This is a genomic window from Prauserella marina, assembly GCF_002240355.1.
GTDB classification, from domain to species: Bacteria; Actinomycetota; Actinomycetes; order Mycobacteriales; family Pseudonocardiaceae; genus Prauserella_A; species Prauserella_A marina.
Window position 1 is genome coordinate 98,231 of record NZ_CP016354.1, and the last position, 19,857, is coordinate 118,087.

A 19,857-nucleotide genomic window follows, 5' to 3' on the forward strand; every position below is an offset into this window, starting at 1 on the left:
AACCGTCAGGTTGGAGGTGGCTGCTCGGCCTGCGAGCGGGCGGGGTGGCCGATCCGGGTCACCTTGCTGGCGGCTTCCAGCTCCTCGCGCAGGCGCTTGTTCTCCAAGGTCAGACGCATGATGTTCGCGATGGCCAGCTCGAGATGGTCGCTGAGCTCGGTGTTGCTCCGCCGGAGTTTCGCGTTGCGCTCGTGCAGGCTGAGCTGCCGCTCGTCCGCGGCCGCCCCGGCGGCCGGTGCGGTGCCGTTGCGGCGGGCATCGCCGATCTGGCGGGCGATGTCGGGGAAGCTGCGCCGGAAGGTCGTGTTGGACAACCCGAGACGGCGGGCGACGGCCAGGACGCTGGGACGCTTGCCGAGATCACGTGACTGGTCGGTGACCTCCTGCACGGCCTTGAGCACGACGTCGTCGCTGGGCAGGGTGACGGGCGGGCTCACGTGTCCTCCGTGTCGGGTCGGGTGTGCCGGGCGAGGAAGGTCTCGATCTCCGTGGCGCGGGTGCGCAGCTGGTGGGTGACCAGGGGCGGCAGCACTGGCCGGGCCTGGAGTTCCCGGTCGATGCGGGCGGCCTCGTCGCGCAGGTTGTCGATGTTGTCCGCGGTGAGGGCGACGTTGCGGCAGGCCAGCGGCTTGCAGGTGCCGTGGTCGGGGCGCAGCGCGCCGTCGCTGTCGCGGCGTTGCTGGCAGAGCGCGGTGGCGTGGGTGTGGATGCAGGTGACGTACTTGCCCGGATAGATCGCTGGGTCGCCGCGGTTCATCAGCCGGTCGAGACGGCGCCGGTCGGTGATGACCTTGCCGGCGAAGCGGGCGCGGTCGCCGAAATCCTCGAGCCGGCGGGCGGCCTCGTCGGCGGCCGGGCCAGCGAGGTTCTTGTGCTCGTGCTGGTCGACCATCGCGAGCAGCTGCTCGCCGCGGGCCAGCGCTTGTTCGGATTCGACCTCGGCGCGGAAGCCGGATTCGGAGGTGCCGGCGTAGCCCTCGAAGACCTGGACGGCGTGGTGCCGGTAGTGGATCGCCCCGGCGATCGCGCCCCCGGGGCGGCGCGCGATGAACCAGGCGAGGGTGCGACGGAACTGCCGGATGGACAGCCTCCATGGTTCGCCGTTGACGGCTGGGATGCCGTCGGCGCGACCGTGCGTGGCGCAGTACTGGTTGACCCACTGCACGAAGTCGTTGAGCTGATGGTTGGTGGCGCTGGTGGTCATCGCGTGGTTGCGCCGGCCGGTTGCCGTGGAGTTGCGCGGGTTGTGCGGCAGCACGGCGAAGAGCAGGTCGGCGTCGGCCGGTTGGAGGCGTTCGAGGACGCCGATGGCGCGGGCGGCGGGGGCGCCGACGACCCAGGTGGCGGGGACGCCTTCCACCTCGGTCTCGCCTTTGAAGGCCAGGCTGGCGACCTTCCAGCGATAGGGCCGCCCGTGGGCGTCGCGCTGAACCTGAACGCATCCCCGGCGCAGGTGCTTGACTTCGCACTCGCGCATGCCGGACAGAAACAGCACCACGATCGCCGCGGCCGCGTGCAGCATCCTTGCCAGGGAGGCCAGCCCCCGATCGCTGTTGAGGGTGCTGGCGATCCGCTCGATCCAGGGCTCGCCATCGAGGCGCCCGGTGACGGCGAAGTCGAGGTAGCCGAAGTCGCTCACGCCGACAACGTCAACGGCAGCCATGACCTCGGTCTTGTAGCGCTCGACGGCGCGGCGGGCGCAGCCCGCCTCCGCGGCGAGGTGCCGGACGTTCACCGCTCCCCGGTAACCGGGCAAGGGACGGTGCCGGGCGAGGTAGTCGGCCAGGACGGCCTGGATCTTCTCGTGGGCGCCGGTGTTGGTCCCGGCGGTGCTGCGCCGGGCCGCGTCCCGCAGGCGCCACCATTCGCCGTCGGCGGCCAGGATGTCCTCGGCGAAGTCATCCACGAATCGCAACGCCCAGGTCAGCAGCGGGCCGTGCACGGCCTCCGGAATCCGGTCGGTCGCGTTCTCCGAATACAGCGATCGACGGCTTTCGCTCCAGCCGTCCAGGTGGGCGGGATCGAACGGCAGCCGATCGACGGTCAGGGCGGCGCGGAAACGCCAGAGGTAACGGACGGCGGCGCGCTTGTTGCCGCGGGTGCCCTCGTTGCGGACGGTGTCCTTCAGGTGGCGGTGGTAGGCGAGCAGGTCGTCCCCGGTCAGCTCGCTCAGCGCCGGGCCCGCCAGCCGCCCCGGCCGCGGTGCGCGCGTATCCAGCCATTTCAGGAAGGTGCTCAGGGCGCTGAACACGCGCAGGACCGACGCGAGGTCGGGCCGGGGCTCGCCCGGCGGCAGCTCACCGGAGAGCATTCCGTAGAACAGTTCCTTGGCGACCAGCCGATAGCGGGCGGGAACGAGGCCGAAGTTCAGCCGCCATCGCCGGACGTGCTGCTGCCAGCAGGCGGGGTCCAGCCGCCAGTGAGCATCGCGGAAGCGGGACGTCTCCTCCAGCCGCATCCCGTCCCGCAGGCGCCGCCCGTTCAGCACGAACACCTCGTCCAGAGGGTGCGGCGCGGACAACGGGGTGGGGCTGGTCACGGGTGCTCCCAGGGGTTCTCCAGCAGATCCAGCAGCGCGTCGTCAGGCTTGGCGGCCTGGGCCAGCTCGATCTCGGCGGCGCTGAACTTGACCAGGATGTCGTTGGTGATCGCCGCCCAGACGCTGCCGTAGCGGCCCCACCAGTCCTGTTCGGACAGTTGCTCGCGGCGGGCGCCGAGAGCGTCGAGCAGGCCGAGCTGGGCGGGCAGCTGGTCGCGGGTGACCAGGCAGTTGCCGCAGTGGAAGCAGTCCAGGAAGCTGGCCGGACGGCAGACCTCGCCGGAGGCCGGATGGTGGTCCGGATCAACGCATGCCGTCCAGACGGTGTCGAGTTCCCCGGCGGCGGCCTTGCGGGCCGCGGTGGGGTCCAGCCCGGCATCGCGCAAATGCTGGGCGTCCGCCGGGCCGGGGACCACCCGCAGGCTGCCGCCGTTGGCGTCGAGCACCCGGCGATGCGCGTCCAGTGCCGAGTGCTCGGCATCGACCAGGGCCGCGCTGACCACGTCCTCGGCCCACTCGATCGTCGTGGGATCGTCGCGCAGGTAGCTGCGGAACAGGGTCGGGATCGTGTTGGTCCGCACCGATGAGGGCAGGTGCCCGCCGGCCTGCTTCGTGCGGCGGACGTCGGTGCTGGTCTTGAGCCGGTTGAACTCGACCTGCAACGTGCCCGGTGCCGGCTTGCGCCGGACCCACCGGCCATCCACCTTGATCGTGCGCGTGCGGGCGGCCGGAGCCGCCTCGACCGGTTCGGGCGAGCCCACCCGGTCGGCGGTCAACCCGTGCGTCTCGGCCCATTCGGTGGCGTAGATGTTGCGGTTGAGCTTGCGGTCGAACATGCCGTCGTGCTCGGCGACCCCGCCGATGTTCGCTCTGGGGTTGCTGCGCCAGACCGACCAGAGGAACCGGGCACCGCTGAACGCCCGGCTGCGGGCGGTCAGCTCCAGCGCGAGCAGATAGAGCCCGCCCGGTGTGTGCAGTTCGCGGCCGGGCTTCCCGATCTCCCAGGAAACCGTTTCATACCAACGTTTCTGCCCGCGACGGCGCTTGACCACCCGCAGCTCGACCGCGCGCTCTTCGAGGATGCGGTGCGCGACCGGCAGCTCCTTGATGGTCTCGACGTTGCGGTTGGCGACCGCGACGAACAACGCCAGCAGTGCCGGCATGTCCGGGATCGTCAGGAACAGCTCCCGCGCGAGCGCCATCCGCCAGGCGACCCGCGCAGCCGTGTCACCGTCGGCCGCTTTGGGCAGGTCACCCGCGCTGGCCTCGGCCAGGAGCGCGCCGCGGTCGCGGTCCGCAGCGCTGAGCGCCTCCGGGTCGGTGCGATAGCGGGCCAGCAGCGACTCCCCGCGCCGAATTCGGTCACGGATGTTCGCGACGTCGGAGCGGGCCGCGACGACCAGGTCGGTGAATTCCCGGTCGAATACCCGGGTTTGGCCCGTCGCCTCGGCTCCGGGAAGCGGCGGCTCAGGTAGTCGGCCGCCTCCGTCGGCACCAGCTCGCGCAGGGGCGGTTGCTCGATGACGAGCTTGAAACAGCGCAGGTCGCGCCAGCGGTTGGACTCCCCACGGGCCTCGCCGGACTGCTCGTGGAACGCTTTCAGATGCCGCGGCCGCAGCAGCCCAGGCTCGGCGGGCGGGTCCGGGACCGTCGCCATGAATCGCATGACCCGGCCCGCGGCATCCCAAACCAGCTGCGCCGAGGTTCCGGTGCGCCGGTGTCCCCCTGGACCGACAGTTGTCGCCAGCGCCGCGGCCAGCGCGCGGTGCCAGCCCGGCAGGGGAAGCCGATCGACCGGGAACGTCCGGGTGCGGTCATCCTCGCCCTGGAAGTGGACCACCGGCCCGTGCGCGGACTCCTCGACCAGCGGCGGCGGCTCGTAGGCCCCGTCGGGCAGGGCGACCGGCTGGCCGGCGTGTGTCGTCCCGCGTTTCGAGCGCGTCACCGAATCCCTCACGATCACACCGCGATCCGGGACAGCGCCGTGTCGCGCGGGTCTTCCCAGGCGTCCGGGACCAGCGCCAGGCGGGTCTCCATCTCCAGCTCGGCCAGGCAGTGGAAGTAAATGTGGGTTGTGGTGACCGACCGGTGGCCGAGCCGTCGGCGGACCCAGTCCGGCGGGTCGCCGAACACCCGGGTGTAGTGCTCGCGCTGTGCCGGCTCCAGCTTGGCCAGGTTCGCGATGTGGCCCCGCTGCATCTGCTCCAAGGTGATCACCGCGAACGTGTGCCGCAGCATGTGCGCGTGCGCCCGTAGCGCCAGGGCGTGCCGGGCGCACCGCTTGTTCGCCTCGCCGAACAGGCCCTTCCACGACGACACGGCCATCGGCAGGCCGTACTCGCTCAGCCAGAACGCCGCCGGCTCCAGTCCGTCCGGGCCGTCGATGTAGAGGTTGCGGCGCTCGCCGAGGTCCAGCTGGCGCACTTTGATCGGCGCCCCGCCGGGTTGTCGGGCCTGCGGGCGGGACCGGGTGGGGTCCTCGACCACGAACGGTCGCCGCGCCCTCCGGTAGCGGCCCGCCGCGCGGGCGTCCGCGATCACCTCGGCCCGGTCGATCTCGCCGTAGGCGATCAGGTCGGCGACCACGGATTCCGGAACGTAGATCCACCGCGCTGATCCGCCCTTGGCGATCACCGGGGGCAGCCAGAACCGCTGGTAGCCGCCCAGGCCACGCGCCAGCGGGAGCTCGAACAACGTGAGCGCCGACTGCTCGGACAACCGCATGCCGGTGCGCACCATCAAGTCGCAGAAGGTGCTGTTGCGGGCCGCGAAGCGTCCGCGGAACGCTGGGTCCGGCAGCCCGGCCGGGGTGTAGCCGCGCATCCCGACATCCCGCCACCGCCGATACGAGTCCGCAGGAAGCCACTCGATCTTCTCGCGGGCGGCGCCGTGGCTGGCGGTTGCGGGAGTTTCCCCACCGGCCGCACGGCGTCGGCCGCTCTCGATCGGTGGCTGCCGCACCGGCCGCTGCGGGATCGGGTTGGCCGCGACGTTTCCGGCCCGCAGCTGCCACCTGTAGAAGCTGTTGACGCCGGCGAGTTCCCGGTCCCAGGTCGCATCGTCGATCCGCGGCCCGTTCGGGTCGCGCCGACGCCAGACCAGGTAGGCGATGTGGTCGGCCTCGGTGGCGTCCCGCCAGGACGTCCGCCGCCGCGAGACCCACAGGAAGTCCAGGAACGCCTTGACGTCCCGGGCGTAGCCGTTCCTGGTGTTCTTGGCCGCGCCCAGCATCTGGTGGGACAGGAAATAGGCGTTGAGATCGACGTCGTACTCGAACGTCGGCGAGATCAGATAAGGCGTTCCGGAAGGAACGTCCTCATCGGCCAGCCAATCCGACCAGGCCGTCGGAAGCTCGTTGACGAACGGCAGCGGCCGCGCAGGGAGCGTCAGCTCGGCCGGCACATACCGCACCCGCCAGCCCAGCTCGCTCACGCCGCGAAACGTAGTTTCGGGACGTCAAGGAAGGTGGGCACGGCTCGCTGTGAGAGGCCGAAGTCCACCCGATCCGGTCAGGAACGGCGACCCGTCGTACCGGTGGGGTGCTGCACTCTGCGCCGGCGCCGGGCCGGCACCAGCGGCAACCGAGTGCACCCCACCGGACGGCGGGTCGTCGGGACAACAGTCCCGCTTCTCCAGTCAATGACCATCCGTACTCAACAGACCACATGCTCGACGACCTGGCCGTAACGGACGGGAATGCCGAGCTGGTAGGCAACGGCGAACCGGTGCGCCTTCACGGTGCGCTCGACGTGGTCGCGGGTGATCGAGAAGGTGCCGTAGCCGTCGTCGGAGATCGCACCGCGCGCCCAAATCCAGCAGTGTTCGCCAGGACCGCGGATCACCTTGGCGTAGAAACGCTCGATCTCGCGGGTGTGGCGTACCGGGTCGACGACGAGCGGTTCGGTCAGCAGCGGCGGGCCGCCCGGTCTGACGCCGTTCGAGCCGATCTTGGAAACGACGACGGCCGGGGGCTGTTCGGGGAGCGGGTCATGCTCGACCGGCTCCCCGAAAAGGGGAAACAGCGGAATTGTCTCGACCCCGGCCGCCACTGCGGCCTACCGGGCTGCGGCGTGGATGACCGGGCGGCCGCCGTGCCGACCGGGATGCTGGCGGCGGAAGGCCAGCACCCACAGCGTCACGGTGACCGCGGAGCTGCCCAGCATCAGCGGGATTCGGCGACGGACACCGTTGCGGCGGCCCGGCGCAGCGGGAAGAAACCACCGCCGGGTTAGCCGGGCGACACCTGTGGCGATGTCGGCATCGAGCCCGGCAGCGCCGATGAGCCTGCGCCTGCCGAACACCACGACCGAGCGGAACCTCATGGCATCCGAGGGTAGGGCACAGGACTGACAGAGCCGATCGGTTTGCCCTCGCCTACCTGGTTCGCGAGCACGGACGGCTCGCAGGGCCAGTCCTGGATCGCCACGAAGCCTGGCGGGTCGCTGATGTCGTCGACGAACCGGTAGATCCGCCCGTCGGAGATGTCGGGCGGATCGAGCCACTCGCCGTGGCGGCTGATCTCGGTGTACGGAGTCGATGGCGTAGTCGGTGGCGATTCCTTTCGGGGAAGTAGTCGCCGTGACGCCGGTAGGCCGAGAGAGGTTGTAGGTCAGAACAGCGGGAGGCCGTAGAAGGTATGGGATTCCAGCCAGCGGCGCGGTGCGCCCCGAGGTAGAACCGGGTCACTGTTCCTGCTCGCGGTCCCGCGCGCGTTCTTCCTCGCGCTGCTGCGCAAGGTCTGGCGCGGTGACCGGCACCGGCGGGTACGGCGGGGTGCGTTGCCGAAGCCGTTCGGCGGCCAGCAGGTCCAGCACGCGGCGGGTTTTGACCTGCGCCTGGTGGAGGAGTTCGCCGGTGAGCTCGTCGGGCCGGAGGGTGACGGTGTCGGCCCGCAGATCCAGCAGGGCGTCGACGTCGACGACAATCACCCCGGCGTTGGGGTTTCGGCGGACCGCCAGGCGCAGCGCCGCGACCGCGCAGTGCGGCTCCGGTCCGGGTCGGACGCCGACGTATTCGTTGCGCCACGAGTAGAACGCGACGTCGGGGGCAAGCCGGACGGATCTGCTGTACGGGTACCAGTCGTTGACGTACTCGATGCCGGTGTCGTCGACGACGTAGGACCAGTCGCCGAGCTCGAGCAGGATGCGGGAGGGACGGTTCGCTGGACATTCGCACACGACCTTTCTGTTGACAGATAAGGGAAAAGGGCGGGAAGGAACGCCGCGGCCGGGCACTCGGTGGGGATGGGGCGAGCACCCGGCCGCAGGGCGAGCGGGCAGCAGCGCCGGTGGTGCGGCGCACGCCTCGGCTCGGCGGGAAGGTCTGCGGCCGTCCAGGACGACGGCTCGGGCGGAGAGCGAGGCGCAGGACCTTCGGGGCCAGTCGGGTGCGGACGATCAGAACGGCGGCTGGTCGGAGAACTCGCCGCCGTCAGCGGGCTCTCCGGTGCTCCAGGCGTCGTCGCCTGCGGGTGCGCCGTAGCCGCCGCCGGTGCCCCGGCTGACCTTGTTGACCTTCGCGGTGGCATAGCGCAGCGACGGCCCGATCTCGTCGACGGCGAGTTCCATGACGATGCGCTTCTCGCCCTCCTTGGTCTCGAACGACCGTTGCTTGAGCCGTCCCTGCACGATGACCCGGGCGCCCTTAGTCAGTGACTCGGCGACGTTTTCCGCGGTCTGGCGCCAGATGTTGCAGCGCAGGAAAAGGGCCTCGCCGTCCTTCCACTCGCCGGACTGGCGGTCGAAGGTGCGCGGCGTCGAGGCGACGGTGAAGTTCGCGACCGCCGTGCCGGACGGGGTGAAACGAATCTCGGGGTCGCCGGTCAGGTTGCCAACAACGGTGATGACGGTGTCTCCAGCCATGACGTGCTCCTCACGGAATCGGTGATCCAGTTCTCCGACAACCCGTTCGAGATCCCCTGTCCCGGCAGGTGACCGGGTGGGTCCGTGCCCGAGGGGCTATCGATCTGCGAATGCCGAATCGGGGCGTGGCTGGTGCTGCAAGGGTGTGCGCAGCACATCGCGCAGCGACGCCGTCAGGCGCCCTTGCGGCGGCGGCCGCGACCTGATCTGCTCCGCGGAGATCGACGGCCCCGGTACGGATCCACCTACTCGCGCCGCTCCTGGCGGGCGAGCCGGCCGCAGCAGGGCGCGATCACGTCGAGCTGGCCGCCGGGCGCGACGTCGGTGCAGCGGCGGACCTGGTCACCGGCCACGAGTCGGTGGGGGCGACGTCGCAGGACGCGGGCATGGCGACGCTCCTTCGCGCGCAGTGGGTCGCGGGATGCCCGGCAGGTCGGTATCGGGTGCAGCCGCGCTCCGGACCGCCGGGAACCCGAAGGTCCTGTCGGTCCGGAGGCCAGGTCCAGGATCAGGACTGGTCGTCGAGGCGGCGAGGATATCGGCCGCCGTCGATGAGCGCGTCGGTGATGGTCTTCTCGGCTTCTGCGGTGGTCCAGCCGTCGATGCCGTCGTGGTGGGCGGCGGCCTCGTGCAGGGCGGCGCGGGCGTCGCCCTCGGCGACGTCGCCGCCGGCGACGAGCCTGCCGAGGGTGAAGGCGGCCTTGTTCAGGGTGTCGCGTCGCTCGCCCGAACGGGCGCGGGCGACGTTGTCGGCGACCCGAGCGAGGTAGGCGTCGGCGCGGGCGAGCTCGCCGACGTTGTGCCGGTCCTGGCGCGGCACGAACTCGGCGGGATCGGGCTGCGGCGGCGGGGTCAGCCGGGTCACCAGCCAGTCCGGGAGCGGGGCGATCGGGGCGCAGTTAAGCGCCACGTACAGCCCTTCGGCGCGCACTGACCCGGCGGCGATGATGTAGCCGCCCGCGCCGCGGGTATCGATGCGCCATCCTAACCGGGCGACCGTGGGCCGTAGCTCGGGTTCGTCCGGAGCACGGAAGTACAGGTGCACGCCGCCAGTCGGAGATTGCACGGTGTAGGTGTGCGACGGGTAGGGCTCGCCGACGTCCTTGGCTAGGCGAGCGAGGACGTCGCTGCCGTGCCGGGCACCGGCCCATTTCTCAGGCGGCTCGTGGCCGTGGGCATCATCGAGGTCGATCACGTGCAACCCGCTGGGGCCGCAGGCTATGCCGACGTTCCAGGGCAAGGAGGCCCACCATTCACGGATGCCGTCCGGGTCGCGGGTGGCGGCGTGCTCCCAGTCCTTGACCGCGGGCTTCTTCGATCTCGGCCACAGTGGGAACACGAAGTGTCCGGCGCGCGCGATCTCCATCGCGACGCGCATCAGGCGCCGTGGTGGAGAGGTCTGGCTTGGGCTGCTGGTCGGTCTCATCGTGGTTGGTGGGCTCATGGTTGTCTGGTCCTTTGCAATCGAGGATAGCGTGGAAAGTGCTGGTCAGGCCGGTTTCGCCCGACCGATCGGAATGACTAGCGCCAGAGGTCGGTGCTGGTGGAGATGCCAGCGCACGATGTTTGCCATCCACGGCAGCGAAGGCGGGAATGTCGCGTGACCGTCCTCAGGCCGGATCCCGTTGACGGTCAGTTCCCAGACGTCGCCGCGGGCGCCATAGGGCCAGGTTTCGCGGTGGTCGACAACAGTGACCAGCTCGCCGTCCGGATCGCGGATCACGATGGTGATCTCGTGCCCGACCGGCAGGTGGGCGGGCACGAGGGCCGGGTCCTCGTGCGGCTGGCGGGTCACCAGTTCGCGGTAGTACAGCGACACCGGCGTGCCATGCAGTGCGCGGCTGATCTCGACCAGCACGCCGCGGGCGTAGTTCCACACACCGAACTCGCCCTCCCGCCCCCAACGCGGAATGTTGCAGTCGACGCCGTCGTAGAGCACGTAGCTGCGGCGGTAGTCAGCCATGCTGAACATGCGCGGATGCAGCGACCGCCGGTGTATCGGGGTGATCGCCATGATGACCTCCAAGGAGATGGTGGATACGAACCGAGTGGTAGCCCGGCCCGGTAATCGGGCCGGGCTACCTCGTGCGGACGGGCCGGCTCAGCTGAACCAGTCGGTGCAGATCAGCCAGCCGCCGAACACCGCGACCAGGGGCGATAGCGTGGCCAGGCCACACGATGCGATGGCCGAACACAACGAAACCACCCATGATCAGCGGCGTCAGCGCTGCGGCAAGGCCGGGTTTGACGAGGAAGACGAACTACGCCTCGCCCATCACTACGCACGCGCGTGCGGGCCGTAGAGCGGGGTGCTGCCGTGCTGGCCGGCCACGGTCAGCTGTGGCATGGCGATCGGGGTCCAGCCGTTCGCGGCGCACACGTAGAACCGGCCGTCGATGGCGAGCGCGTCGCCTTTGGACAGCGGCCGGTTGCGCCGGTCGCAGTACTCGACCGCGCGGTGGTCCGGCTCGCCATAGTCCGGATCGTCGCCGATGTTGAAAAGCGTGAAAGCCCTCTCGGCGATCTGCTCGTCGCTGGTGTCCGGCTCGACCACAGGCTCGTCGTAGGCGTAGACCTCGACGAACGAGTCGGTGTCGACGTAGCCGAAGCCCATGGCGCTGTGCCGGGTGTTGTGGAACACCCGCACGCGCGCCGGTGGCCGTTTCGGGGTGACCAGCTCCCGAAACTCGGCGTCGCGCTGTTCGAGTTCAACGCGGTTGCGCTTCTCCTGTTCCTGGAGGTGGGTCAACAGCGCGATCTGGATGAGCACGCCGGCGGCGTTGATGTCGTTCTCGGTGGTTTCGCCGCGTCCGGCCCGGTCGAGCAGATACAGCGCCATCTGCTTGAGCCCGTCGGCGGTGTCGGGCGGGAGCCCGCTGCCGTCGCTGTGGTAGTTCCGGTAAGGCTCGGAAAGCCATTGCGGCTGCTGCGGGCGGCGGTTTTTGAACATGATGTCTCCCGGGAAGTCGTGATGTGGGCGAGAAACGAGGCGGCGGCCGGGACGCATCCCATGGGTCCCGGCCGCCTGGTGGGGAACCGGCGTCAGGCGACGAGCAGCCCGTCGGCGGTGACCGTCGTGCTTGCGACCACCAGCGCAGGAACGCGGTGGTTGTCGCAGGTCATGCGCTCGCCGACCGGACGTACGCCGTCCCGGTCGAACGGGCACCCGCAGTCGAGCCGGCCGATGCTGGCGGTCTGGATCACCTCGTCGATGGAATCCATTCCAGTCTCCTGTTCACTCGGTTTCCGTTGTCGCGCAAGGGGTTTGGTCGGCCCCCTTCGCGCGGCCCCGCCGTGTCGGTGGGGCGCACTCGCCGGGCGCCGGCGGCGGGGCGGGGTCAAGTCGCACGCTTTTCGCGGCTTGACCCCGGTTCGGCGCTGGCGCAGAGTGCGCACGCCCCACCGGCCAGGCGGATCCGCGCAGGTCGGCGGGTCAGTGGATGTGGGGGTCGTCGCAGGCGGTCTTGTGCTGCGCCAGCCAGTGTTCGGCGGCGACGTGGTGCCGACGGTCGGCGAGCAGCCCGGCCAGGACGTTGACTTCGCCGCAGGTCAGCAGATCACCGACGTGGCAGGCGAGCAGGCTGTCGGAGAAGACGTCGACGAAGGTCTTTACCGGGTCGTAGAACAGGTCGTCGGCGGTGAGCATGATCCATGGGTTTCCGTTCGAATGCGCGGGCAGGGAATCGGACCGTCCGGCCCGCGGCCGCGATGGCGACGGGCCGGACGACGAGACGGCGGGTCACAAAACGCGGAAGCCCTCGTACTTGGCGGCGGTCCGTAGGAACGGGATCACGTCGTCGTGCAGGGCCTCCGGATGGGAGTCACCGGCCTGGATGGAGACCTCGTAGGCGTTCAGCGCCTCGAGGCACTCCTTGTCGGTGACGTGCCACCCGTCGTTGGAGCTGAACTTGTGCGCGGGGATGCCGCCGATGTGGTCGGCGTCTCCGACGCCGTGGTCGGCCAGCGTCCGCTCCACGGCCTGGACATAGACCTTGGCGCGTTCGGTGACGGGGTCACCGTCGTTGAAGTCGTCCCCGGAGAGGTGATCGGACTCCGGAAAGTCCGGCACGTCGCTCCAGAACGCCATGCCGAGGCTCACCAGCGCCTCAACGGTGGGCCCCATGCCCCAGATGCTGCGCCGCAGGTAGGTGCTCTCTTCCTCTTCGGGGGCGCCCTGAACGACCATGTCGTAGCCCATGTTTGGGACTCCTTTTCACTCGGTTTCTTCTCTTTCTGCGGGCGGGTTTGGTCGGTCCCACCCGAGGTCTGACCAGGCGCGTGAGCGCCGGACTATGCGGTAATGAACTGGCTGGGCTCCGCGTCGGCAAACCACTTCCGGATCAGCGCGGCGGCGGCCGGGCTGGCGTCCTGGGCGTTGTAGTCCGCGTTCTCCCGCCACTCGGCCAGCTCGTAGCCGCGGCCGGGGTCGACGACGGTCACCTCGGCGACATGCGGCTCGCCGTCGAGGAACACGGCCGCTTCGGTGCCGTTGTCGGGATCGCGGTCGATCACGACCTCGACCCGCAGGTTTGACCGCGGCAGCGGCGACGGTGGCGTGGTGAGCGGGGGCTGTCCGACGTCGCGCGGCGGCAGCGGGACGCGGTAGCTGTCCGGCCGCTCGGCCGGCTGCCACAGCTCCTGTGGGTAGCGGTCGCCGAGCACGGTTTCCAGCGTCGATTCGACCGCCGTGAGCAGCACCGACCGGTTGTCCTCCTCGGTGCGGTAGTCGGGCAGGTAGGCGCCGGGCACGCCAGCCACGAACAACAGTTCCTCGTCGCCCTCGACGATGTCGAGGGCGAGCGACATGTCGCTGGTGTCGACGTCGATGACCAGGGCGGTGGCCTCCGGAAACGGGTCGCGCACCAAGCGCGCGACGTCGAGCAGATACAGCTCGAACAGGTAGTCCTCGGCGGCGGAGAACACCGATTCCACGGCGACGAACCGCTGCGACAGTGGCTCGGGCAACGCGCGGGTCAGCTTGACCGTCATGGGCATATCCTCATTCGATCTCGTTGCTGCGCAGGGGCTTTGGCCGGTTTCCCTGCGCGGACTGTCGGGTGTTCAGCACTCGGCGCGCTCGGATCGGCACTGAGCGCCCTTCCGGCGTGCGATCGCCACGATCGTGATCTCGATCAGGTCCACGGCCAGAAACGCCACAAAGGCCGCGAAGAACATTTGAGCGAACTCACTCCACATTGGACTCTGAGTTTTCTTCCTGGTGCGCAAAGTTTGCGGCGTTCCGCTCCCGCTTGCTGGTGTGGATGCGGGCGATCAACGCCTCGATCAGGTCGGGCAGGTACATCAGGGCGTTGACGGCGACGAAGATCGTCACGAACACCGCGACGGTTTCCCACATGGGATTTCTCCTTACGTAGAAGGGGATGAGGGGTGCTTCGCTCCGGCGGAGCGCGTCCCGGTGGCGCGGGCGGCCGGTGGGGGTCAAGCGGGGTGTGCATGGCCCCCACCGGCCGCCCGCGCAGGGTGCGCGCGTCTCCGCCGGTGCGAAGTGGCCTGGTGACGGGGCTTCAGTCCGTGGGCTGCTGGGTTTCGCGGCGGTCGGCGCAGTTGCCGCAGTACCCGTCCCAGCCCTAGCCGTCTGGGTCGCCGTCGCACCCGGCGGTGCGGCAGGGGGCGGGCGGATCATCGGCGGCGGACTCGTCGCCGGGTGGGACCATCCAGTACAGCGGCACCCCGTTGAGCCGGATCAGGTAGAGCACAGCTGCTCGCCCCATCCGCACGCCTCGATCTCGGCGATGGTGAGCAGCTGCGGCACCGGCTTGCCTTCGTGTAGGTGGGAGCACGGTCGCCGAACCCCAGTGCCCGAGGTCGGCGCGCCACCAGTAGCCGTGCCAGGCCAGGCCCGGGGCGGCCGGGTGCGTCGGTTCCCGTACCTCGGTGATGCGGAAGTAGTTGCTGCCGACGAGCGCGATGTCGCCGGCGGCAGCGGCGAGCAGCACGGGGGTCAGCGCGCTCATCGCTCCCGCTCCTCGAAGTCGTCAGTGGCAACGTGCAACGCTGTGCCGGCGGGCAGGCTCTCGTTGCCGATGACCACGAACGGGCCCTGTATTCCCGCGGTGACGGTGACCGCCAGGCCGATCACGTCGAGGCGGTAGGTCAGCGGCGAGTACTCCGGCCCGTCTGACTGTTCGTCAAAGACTCGCAAGGTCGCCATCCGGCGGTCCACGCGTTCCGGTTCGCGGCCGTAGACCTGGTGCTCGATGATCTCGAAACCGTCGTCGATGTACTCGCCGACGGTGGGTTCCTCACACAGCTCGGTGCCGTAGAACAGCGAGACGACGGTGCCGTCGGACAGGTCCTTCGGGCTGGCGGGCAGGCGCTTGAGGTTTGGCCACCGGTCGCGGACTGTGCTGGCCAGTGCGTGCAGCGCGTCGTCGTAGCTGGAATACACCTCGGTCTCGTTCCCGAGACGGCTCCAGGTGATCAGTAGCCACACGGTCGTGCCGATTTCCGGGGTGCTGCTCGGCGCGGCGGGTTGCCGGGCCATGAAGACGGACGTGGACATCGCGAGATGCTCCTGTTCACTCGGTTTCGTTGGCGCGCAACGGGTTTGGCCGGTCCCTTGCGCTGCTCGTGCAGCCCTCGTGCTGGCGGTTCTGTCCGTCAGCGGGAAGAGAAGGGGTCGAGGGCGGGTGGCGGCCAGCGCCAGCTGAAGGGCGTCGACCGTGTAGGCGGTGCGTTACGCTGGTCGGCGGTGCCGGTGGTCGGGTATTCCTTCACTCGGTTTCCCCGGCCGGCACGCCAGCCGGTGATTGCTTTGGTCGGACCGCCTTCGGCGGTATCTCGCGCGCACTCCGCGCGGGGTCCTTCACCGGCACCTCGTGGTGGCCCACCCGGCGATGTCTGGGTGGGCCACCGTGCGTTGGTGGGCTACTTGACCAGTGCCATCGCGGACAAGGCGAGGTCGTCGAGGGCGTCGGCGCGGTCGGCGTCGGGCACGGTCTGACTGTAGGAGGTGATCGCGTTGGCGATCCCGCCCGCGGTGAGCTTCCCGCCAGCGATGAAGTGCGACAGCACGCCCTCGCGTTCGGTCTCGGAGAACCCTAGCCTCTTGCCGACGACCTTGATCGTCTTGTCCGCCTCGGAAACCGGGGCCCCGGCCTGCTGCTCGATCTCCTCGATCCGGGCGGTGAGGAACTGCGGGGACAGCCACTCGCCCACGGCGTCGCGGGTCTGCGCGGTGATCACCGCGAGGTGCTTGTTCTGGGTGTCGCGTGACCAGGTCACCGACCCGTGCTCCATCTTCACGCCCTGGTGCATCTTGCGCAGGCCCAGCAGCGGCAGGGTCAGGCCGTTGCGGCAGATCTTGACGAACAGCTCCGGCTTGATCGTGACGGCGCCGTCGCCGATCTCGGAATTGGAGAAGCGGAACCCGGCGAACACGACCGGCTCGTCACCGGCCTCGTAGCCTTCACCTTCGCTCGCGGCGAGCCGGCGCACGCCGTCGATCTCGGCGGCGACCTCGCGGCGCTGAGCCTCCAGGTCGGGGTTGGCGAACGGGTTGCGGTAGCCGCCGAGGAAATGTGGCGCGAGTGCGGCGACGCCGGGCGAGTACACCTTGCAGTGCATCGACGACTCGGTCAGGTCGCAGGAGCGGATCTCCACCTCGGCGTCGGCCTGGCGGATGCCGTCGAGGACCGCGGTGAGCACGTCGAGGTTGTCGATGATGCCGTAGCTGTCGGACAGCAGCGCGCGCATCACGCCGTGGTCGCCCTCCTGGCCGCGGAACAGGCGCAGCAGGAACGAGCGGTCGTCGGCCGGGTGGATCACGGTGGTCTCGCCGGCAGCCGTCCGCTTCGCCTTGCCGTGCAGCAGGCCGTTGACGTTGGCGTCGTAGAGATCGGGGCGCTCGGCGCGTAGCCGGCGCAGGTACTTCAGCCCGATGCCGAGCTTGGCGGCGATCGTGGCGTCGGCGTCCTTGGTGGGCGTGTACAGGCCGTTGACGACGGTGACGCCGTTCTCGTCGAAGACCGGGTCGACGCCGGAGAGTTCGATCGCGCCGTCGCGGGAGCGCAGCGCGGTGGCAGGTGCGACGACGTCGAGCTTGGCGGCCTGCTGGTCGCGCAGCATGGTCACCATGTCCTGAAGGTTCGCGTTGCGGACGGAAGTGATGCCGGACATGTCGGTGCCTCTCCAATTCACTCGGTTTCCTTGGCGGGCAACGGGTTTGGTCGGCCCCCGTGCCCGGTTTCGTCGGGTGGTTCCACCCCGTCTCGGTGGGGCGCACTCGCCGGGCGCCGGCGCCGGACCGGGGTCAAGCCGCGCGCTCTTTCGCGGCTTGACCCCGGTTCGGCGTTGGTGCAGAGTGCGCACGCCCCACCGAGACGGGGTTGTACCGCGCGGCCGTCGTTCAGCGCCTCGGTTGGTGCTCTCCCCAGGCGCGGACGCGGAGGGGGTCGCTGCGGCGTTCGATCACGGTGCCGACCGGCAACGAGGTGGCGATGCGGCGGAGTTCGTCGGCGGCGTCCCGACGGGCCTCGGCGGTGTTCAGGAATCCGGCGTCGACGTAGCGGGTGTGGAAGGCGTCGCGGTACTGGGGTCCCCGTAGTACTCGCCGAAAATCGGGCGGATACGGCTGAGCTGGGGGTTATCGACGGCGGACGCGGTCGACGAGCATGTCGATGCGTGCGGTGGGGTCTTCGCCGCACCGGATGTCGCTGATCAGGCAGGCGACGGGTGTGCTGACCTCGTAAAGCAGGACGAGGGACGCGCCCCACCTGAACGGAGGCCTCGGCCCCTTGGCGACACCTGCCACATGGAAACCATCCGAGTGAAGGTTTCCAAAACGCTGGACTTCCATGGAAACCACACGCACCATGGTTTCCATGGAGGTCAAAACTGTAGCGGCGCGGGACTGGGTCCCTCTGGAAGACCCCGACACCTACACCGCGGTGACCGCATACACCACCGACGACGGCCTGGAGGCGATCGCCGCCCAGCTGCGCGCCGAATTCGCCGAGTACCACGACGGCGAGATCACCGACCTGGAGGAGTACCTGCGCGAACAGCGCGAGCAACTGCGCGACGAGGAGCGCGAGAAGCTGATCCAGATCACCGCGCAACTGCGCAGCGAGGCGGCCGCGCTCGCCGAGCAGGAGTCGGTGCTGACCGAGCATCTGGCGGCCGTCCGGGACCGTACCCGGCAACTCACCGTGCCTCGGGACACGCAGATCCGCGCGATGAGCGCGTTCACCACCACGCGCGACCTCGGCGCGCTGGCCGACATTTCCCACACAGCCGTCCGCAAGATCCTCGGCAAGGCCGCCGCCGACGCCGCCGAGTCCTCCCCGATGAGCAGGGGTTGGCCGGCGTTCGATTTGGAGCGCCACGTGCGCGAGCACGAAGAGGAGATGCGTCGGCTCGAAGCCCTGCGCGCGAGCATCGCCGCGTCGGCTGAGGAGCAGAAGGACTTCATACGGAAGCTCGCGCGCCAGAACACTGCTGCCGGTCGTCCCGTGCCCGAGTACGCCGCTCAACTGCTCGCCGAGAGCGACGGCGCTTGATAGGACACGGCGACCGCCTCGGGAATCAGAAGAGGGTGTCGCGCACGCGCAGAGGTCGGTAGCCGGTGGGCCCGAGACCTCGGTGACGCGTGCGCAGCCGCAGAAGCCCTCCGGGGCCCCGGTCCGCGCATCCCGACGCGGTGACGGGTTCGGGGATGCGGGCCGGCGAGGGATGGGGTCAGGCGTCGCGCAGGGCGGTCGCGGCGATATCGGCTGCGGTGGTGAACACCTGGTGGCCGAGCGCGTCGGCGACCGTGGTCGCCTCGACGCGGTCGAGGAACGGCGCCGTGCTGACGGCCGTGTCCCGGTCGGGCCCGACGAAGTACAGGGCCACATCGGCGCGGGGCGCCGGTTCGGCAGGTTCGGCCATCCCGGGGTAGGTCAGCCGCGCGTTCGGCTCGGCCAGGCGAACGGTGGTGTCGATGCCCTTATTGGTCCAGCTCATCGAATAGGCGAGGTGGTCGTCGATGAGCTCGCGGTTGTCGTCGAGCCAGCTGCTCAGTGCCCACTCTGGGCCCATGAGCAGGTCGTTGAGCTCAGCGATCGGCACGGGCACCGCGGCGACGAAGTCCCAGCTGATCTCCTCGCTGGCCTCGATGTCCAAGCGCAGGTACACCTCGTCGGCGCCGCCGGGCGCGGCGGCGGTGACGTCGAGGGGAATCCGGTCGTCGATCACGGACGTCAGCTCGCGATGGGGCTTGTCGACCACGTTCGGGAACCGCGATTCGGGGTCGTCGACAGCGTCGCTGATCAGGTAGGCGGTGTAGAAGCGCAGCGACTCCGGGCCGACCTCGGCCAGCGCGCGCTCGTGGCCGCGGTTGACGACGTGGGCGATGAGTTCGCACGCCCGCGCCGGCGTGAGCGCGGCGAACGCGGCGGCGTGAGCGGGGGCGACGTGCTCGCAGGTGAACCACAGTCCGATCCGGGACGCGGCCGTGCGGACGGCGGCCCGGAGGTCGCGGTCGTCGCGGTAGAGCGCCGCGGTGAGATCGGGCCGGATGAGCGCGGCCAGCGCGAGGTGCGACGGGGTTCCGGTGTAGGTGACGCCGTACTGGTCGACCAGCTCGACGCCATCGCCGCCTGCGGCGGGGCGCAGGAGCGGGACGACGATGTCGGCGAGCTCGCGGCCCGTCGCGGTCCGACCGGAGCGGGTGGTGGTGATGGGCATGGTGCTCTCGCTTTCGAAAATGCGGGCAGCACGACGACGGCCCCACCACCGCGTGGGGATGGGGCGGTCGTCGGCGGCGATGGTCGGCTAGTTGCTGGTCAGCGGGGTGGCGGGACGCTCGAAGTGAGCGAGCTCGCCATCGCGGCTGTGCAGGTGCACGCCGCTGCCGGGGCCGAGCTGGTCGGCCAGGGTCTCCAGCGTGGTGGTCAGGATCTGTTCGGCGTCGCGGTTCTCGGTGCCGATCGCGACGGTGTAGTCCGCAGCGCGTAGGGACTGACTGAGGTGGGCGCGCGCGGCCAGGGCCAGCCGCTGACCCGCGTCCATCGGGTGCTCGTCCGGGTCGATGCCCAGCGACAGAAACCAGGCACACAGCCGCTCGACGACGTCACCGCCAGGCCAACTGTTCATTCCGTCGTCGACCTCGACGTCCTTGATCCAGCGGAACAGCCGCATGATCTCAGCGCCTTCGCGGGATTCCGGATCGATGCCGCGTTCGGGCGGGGCGTCGCCGTAGCACTGGTCACCCCACGCCGGCTCCTCATCGACCGCGACGGCGTCGTCGACGGAGGCGGCCTCGGTGTCGGTCAAGACGGCGGCGACCGTCGCGTCGAACACCGGCGTGGCCATCTCGGCCGTGGCGGCGTCGGCCGCGGAGGAGCCGGCTACGGCGCGGTCGTAGTCGGCGACGGCCTGGCCGGCCAGGCCGTCGCCGAGGTAGTCCAGCCAGTCGTTCTCGCTGGTCATCACGGTTTCCTTCCACTCGGTTTC

Annotated in this window: 26 protein-coding genes; 2 read left to right on the forward strand and 24 right to left on the reverse strand. The window is 69.8% G+C overall.

All coding sequences use genetic code 11. The features are described from left to right. Window positions 1-5: 5 nt before the first annotated feature. The 11 genes from BAY61_RS32510 to BAY61_RS32560 form a co-directional block, all read right to left on the reverse strand. The gene (locus BAY61_RS32510; protein WP_091810666.1) at window positions 6-437 is read right to left on the reverse strand and encodes a hypothetical protein; all 432 of its coding nucleotides are present in this window, start codon (window positions 435-437) and stop codon (window positions 6-8) included. Further along, a complete protein-coding gene (locus tag BAY61_RS32515; protein ID WP_091810665.1) occupies window positions 434-2,539 on the reverse strand; it encodes a hypothetical protein in 2,106 nt (701 codons plus the stop codon). The genes BAY61_RS32510 and BAY61_RS32515 overlap by 4 nt, the downstream gene beginning before the upstream one ends. Then, the gene (locus BAY61_RS32520) at window positions 2,536-3,741 is read right to left on the reverse strand and encodes a hypothetical protein (protein ID WP_091810664.1); all 1,206 of its coding nucleotides are present in this window, start codon (window positions 3,739-3,741) and stop codon (window positions 2,536-2,538) included. The genes BAY61_RS32515 and BAY61_RS32520 overlap by 4 nt, the downstream gene beginning before the upstream one ends. Then, complete coding sequence (locus BAY61_RS32525) at window positions 3,714-4,496, reverse strand: hypothetical protein (RefSeq protein ID WP_143021487.1); 783 nt, start codon at window positions 4,494-4,496, stop codon at window positions 3,714-3,716. Before BAY61_RS32525 ends, BAY61_RS32520 begins: the two co-directional genes overlap by 28 nt. 2 nt (window positions 4,497-4,498) lie before the next feature. Continuing rightward, entirely contained in the window at window positions 4,499-5,971 is a 1,473-nt protein-coding gene (locus tag BAY61_RS32530; protein WP_211323648.1) for a tyrosine-type recombinase/integrase, read from the reverse strand. Window positions 5,972-6,192: 221 nt separating this feature from the next. Continuing rightward, window positions 6,193-6,588 (reverse strand): hypothetical protein, encoded by a 396-nt coding sequence (locus BAY61_RS32535; protein WP_091810662.1) that lies wholly within the window; start codon window positions 6,586-6,588, stop codon window positions 6,193-6,195. 6 nt (window positions 6,589-6,594) lie between these two features. Beyond that, window positions 6,595-6,861: a hypothetical protein gene (locus BAY61_RS32540; RefSeq protein WP_091810661.1), complete on the reverse strand. Its 267-nt coding sequence runs from the start codon at window positions 6,859-6,861 to the stop codon at window positions 6,595-6,597. A 360-nt stretch (window positions 6,862-7,221) separates the two neighbouring features. Continuing rightward, window positions 7,222-7,716 carry a hypothetical protein gene (locus tag BAY61_RS32545; protein ID WP_091810660.1) on the reverse strand — a complete coding sequence of 165 codons (495 nt, stop codon included), beginning with the start codon at window positions 7,714-7,716 and terminating at the stop codon, window positions 7,222-7,224. Window positions 7,717-7,935: 219 nt separating this feature from the next. Further along, window positions 7,936-8,400 carry a single-stranded DNA-binding protein gene (locus BAY61_RS32550; protein WP_091810659.1) on the reverse strand — a complete coding sequence of 155 codons (465 nt, stop codon included), beginning with the start codon at window positions 8,398-8,400 and terminating at the stop codon, window positions 7,936-7,938. 508 nt (window positions 8,401-8,908) lie between these two features. Then, complete coding sequence (locus BAY61_RS32555; protein WP_245866332.1) at window positions 8,909-9,778, reverse strand: bifunctional DNA primase/polymerase; 870 nt, start codon at window positions 9,776-9,778, stop codon at window positions 8,909-8,911. Window positions 9,779-9,889: 111 nt separating this feature from the next. Further along, the gene (locus tag BAY61_RS32560) at window positions 9,890-10,414 is read right to left on the reverse strand and encodes a hypothetical protein (protein ID WP_091810658.1); all 525 of its coding nucleotides are present in this window, start codon (window positions 10,412-10,414) and stop codon (window positions 9,890-9,892) included. Between BAY61_RS32560 and BAY61_RS33305 the strand changes: the two genes are divergently transcribed. Next, entirely contained in the window at window positions 10,413-10,703 is a 291-nt protein-coding gene (locus tag BAY61_RS33305) for a hypothetical protein (protein ID WP_110057728.1), read from the forward strand. The genes BAY61_RS32560 and BAY61_RS33305 overlap by 2 nt on opposite strands. Here BAY61_RS33305 and BAY61_RS32565 read toward each other — a convergent pair. From BAY61_RS32565 to BAY61_RS32610, 11 genes are all read right to left on the reverse strand, one after another. Further along, on the reverse strand, window positions 10,679-11,350 hold the full coding sequence (locus BAY61_RS32565; protein ID WP_091810656.1) for a hypothetical protein: 672 nt from the start codon (window positions 11,348-11,350) through the stop codon (window positions 10,679-10,681). The genes BAY61_RS33305 and BAY61_RS32565 overlap by 25 nt on opposite strands. Window positions 11,351-11,442: 92 nt before the next feature. Next, on the reverse strand, window positions 11,443-11,622 hold the full coding sequence (locus BAY61_RS32570) for a hypothetical protein (RefSeq protein ID WP_091810655.1): 180 nt from the start codon (window positions 11,620-11,622) through the stop codon (window positions 11,443-11,445). 211 nt (window positions 11,623-11,833) lie between these two features. Then, window positions 11,834-12,046, reverse strand: coding sequence for a hypothetical protein (locus BAY61_RS32575; protein WP_091810654.1), 213 nt, complete (start codon window positions 12,044-12,046; stop codon window positions 11,834-11,836). A 93-nt stretch (window positions 12,047-12,139) separates the two neighbouring features. After that, window positions 12,140-12,598 (reverse strand): hypothetical protein, encoded by a 459-nt coding sequence (locus BAY61_RS32580; RefSeq protein WP_091810653.1) that lies wholly within the window; start codon window positions 12,596-12,598, stop codon window positions 12,140-12,142. Between the two features lie 92 nt (window positions 12,599-12,690). Beyond that, complete coding sequence (locus BAY61_RS32585; protein WP_091810652.1) at window positions 12,691-13,389, reverse strand: hypothetical protein; 699 nt, start codon at window positions 13,387-13,389, stop codon at window positions 12,691-12,693. 196 nt (window positions 13,390-13,585) lie between these two features. Further along, on the reverse strand, window positions 13,586-13,756 hold the full coding sequence (locus tag BAY61_RS33310) for a hypothetical protein (protein WP_170140322.1): 171 nt from the start codon (window positions 13,754-13,756) through the stop codon (window positions 13,586-13,588). 232 nt (window positions 13,757-13,988) lie between these two features. Then, the gene (locus tag BAY61_RS32590; RefSeq protein WP_091810651.1) at window positions 13,989-14,375 is read right to left on the reverse strand and encodes a hypothetical protein; all 387 of its coding nucleotides are present in this window, start codon (window positions 14,373-14,375) and stop codon (window positions 13,989-13,991) included. Next, window positions 14,372-14,923, reverse strand: a complete 552-nt coding sequence (locus BAY61_RS32595) for a hypothetical protein (protein ID WP_091810650.1) — start codon at window positions 14,921-14,923, stop codon at window positions 14,372-14,374. Before BAY61_RS32595 ends, BAY61_RS32590 begins: the two co-directional genes overlap by 4 nt. Before the next feature lie 365 nt (window positions 14,924-15,288). Beyond that, entirely contained in the window at window positions 15,289-16,539 is a 1,251-nt protein-coding gene (locus BAY61_RS32600) for a hypothetical protein (RefSeq protein ID WP_091810649.1), read from the reverse strand. Window positions 16,540-16,768: 229 nt separating this feature from the next. Continuing rightward, the gene (locus BAY61_RS34115) at window positions 16,769-16,909 is read right to left on the reverse strand and encodes a hypothetical protein (RefSeq protein WP_420848886.1); all 141 of its coding nucleotides are present in this window, start codon (window positions 16,907-16,909) and stop codon (window positions 16,769-16,771) included. Window positions 16,910-17,005: 96 nt separating this feature from the next. Then, window positions 17,006-17,245: a hypothetical protein gene (locus BAY61_RS32610; protein WP_143021486.1), complete on the reverse strand. Its 240-nt coding sequence runs from the start codon at window positions 17,243-17,245 to the stop codon at window positions 17,006-17,008. On the opposite strand from BAY61_RS32610, the gene BAY61_RS32615 reads away from it, so the two are divergent. After that, on the forward strand, window positions 17,244-17,921 hold the full coding sequence (locus BAY61_RS32615) for a hypothetical protein (RefSeq protein WP_143021485.1): 678 nt from the start codon (window positions 17,244-17,246) through the stop codon (window positions 17,919-17,921). The genes BAY61_RS32610 and BAY61_RS32615 overlap by 2 nt on opposite strands. Window positions 17,922-18,099: 178 nt before the next feature. Here BAY61_RS32615 and BAY61_RS32620 read toward each other — a convergent pair whose 3' ends face one another. Both BAY61_RS32620 and BAY61_RS32625 read right to left on the reverse strand, forming a co-directional pair. Next, window positions 18,100-19,089, reverse strand: coding sequence for a hypothetical protein (locus tag BAY61_RS32620; RefSeq protein WP_091810645.1), 990 nt, complete (start codon window positions 19,087-19,089; stop codon window positions 18,100-18,102). A gap of 87 nt (window positions 19,090-19,176) precedes the next feature. Further along, a complete protein-coding gene (locus BAY61_RS32625) occupies window positions 19,177-19,833 on the reverse strand; it encodes a hypothetical protein (RefSeq protein WP_091810644.1) in 657 nt (218 codons plus the stop codon). Between the last annotated feature and the right edge of the window lie 24 nt (window positions 19,834-19,857).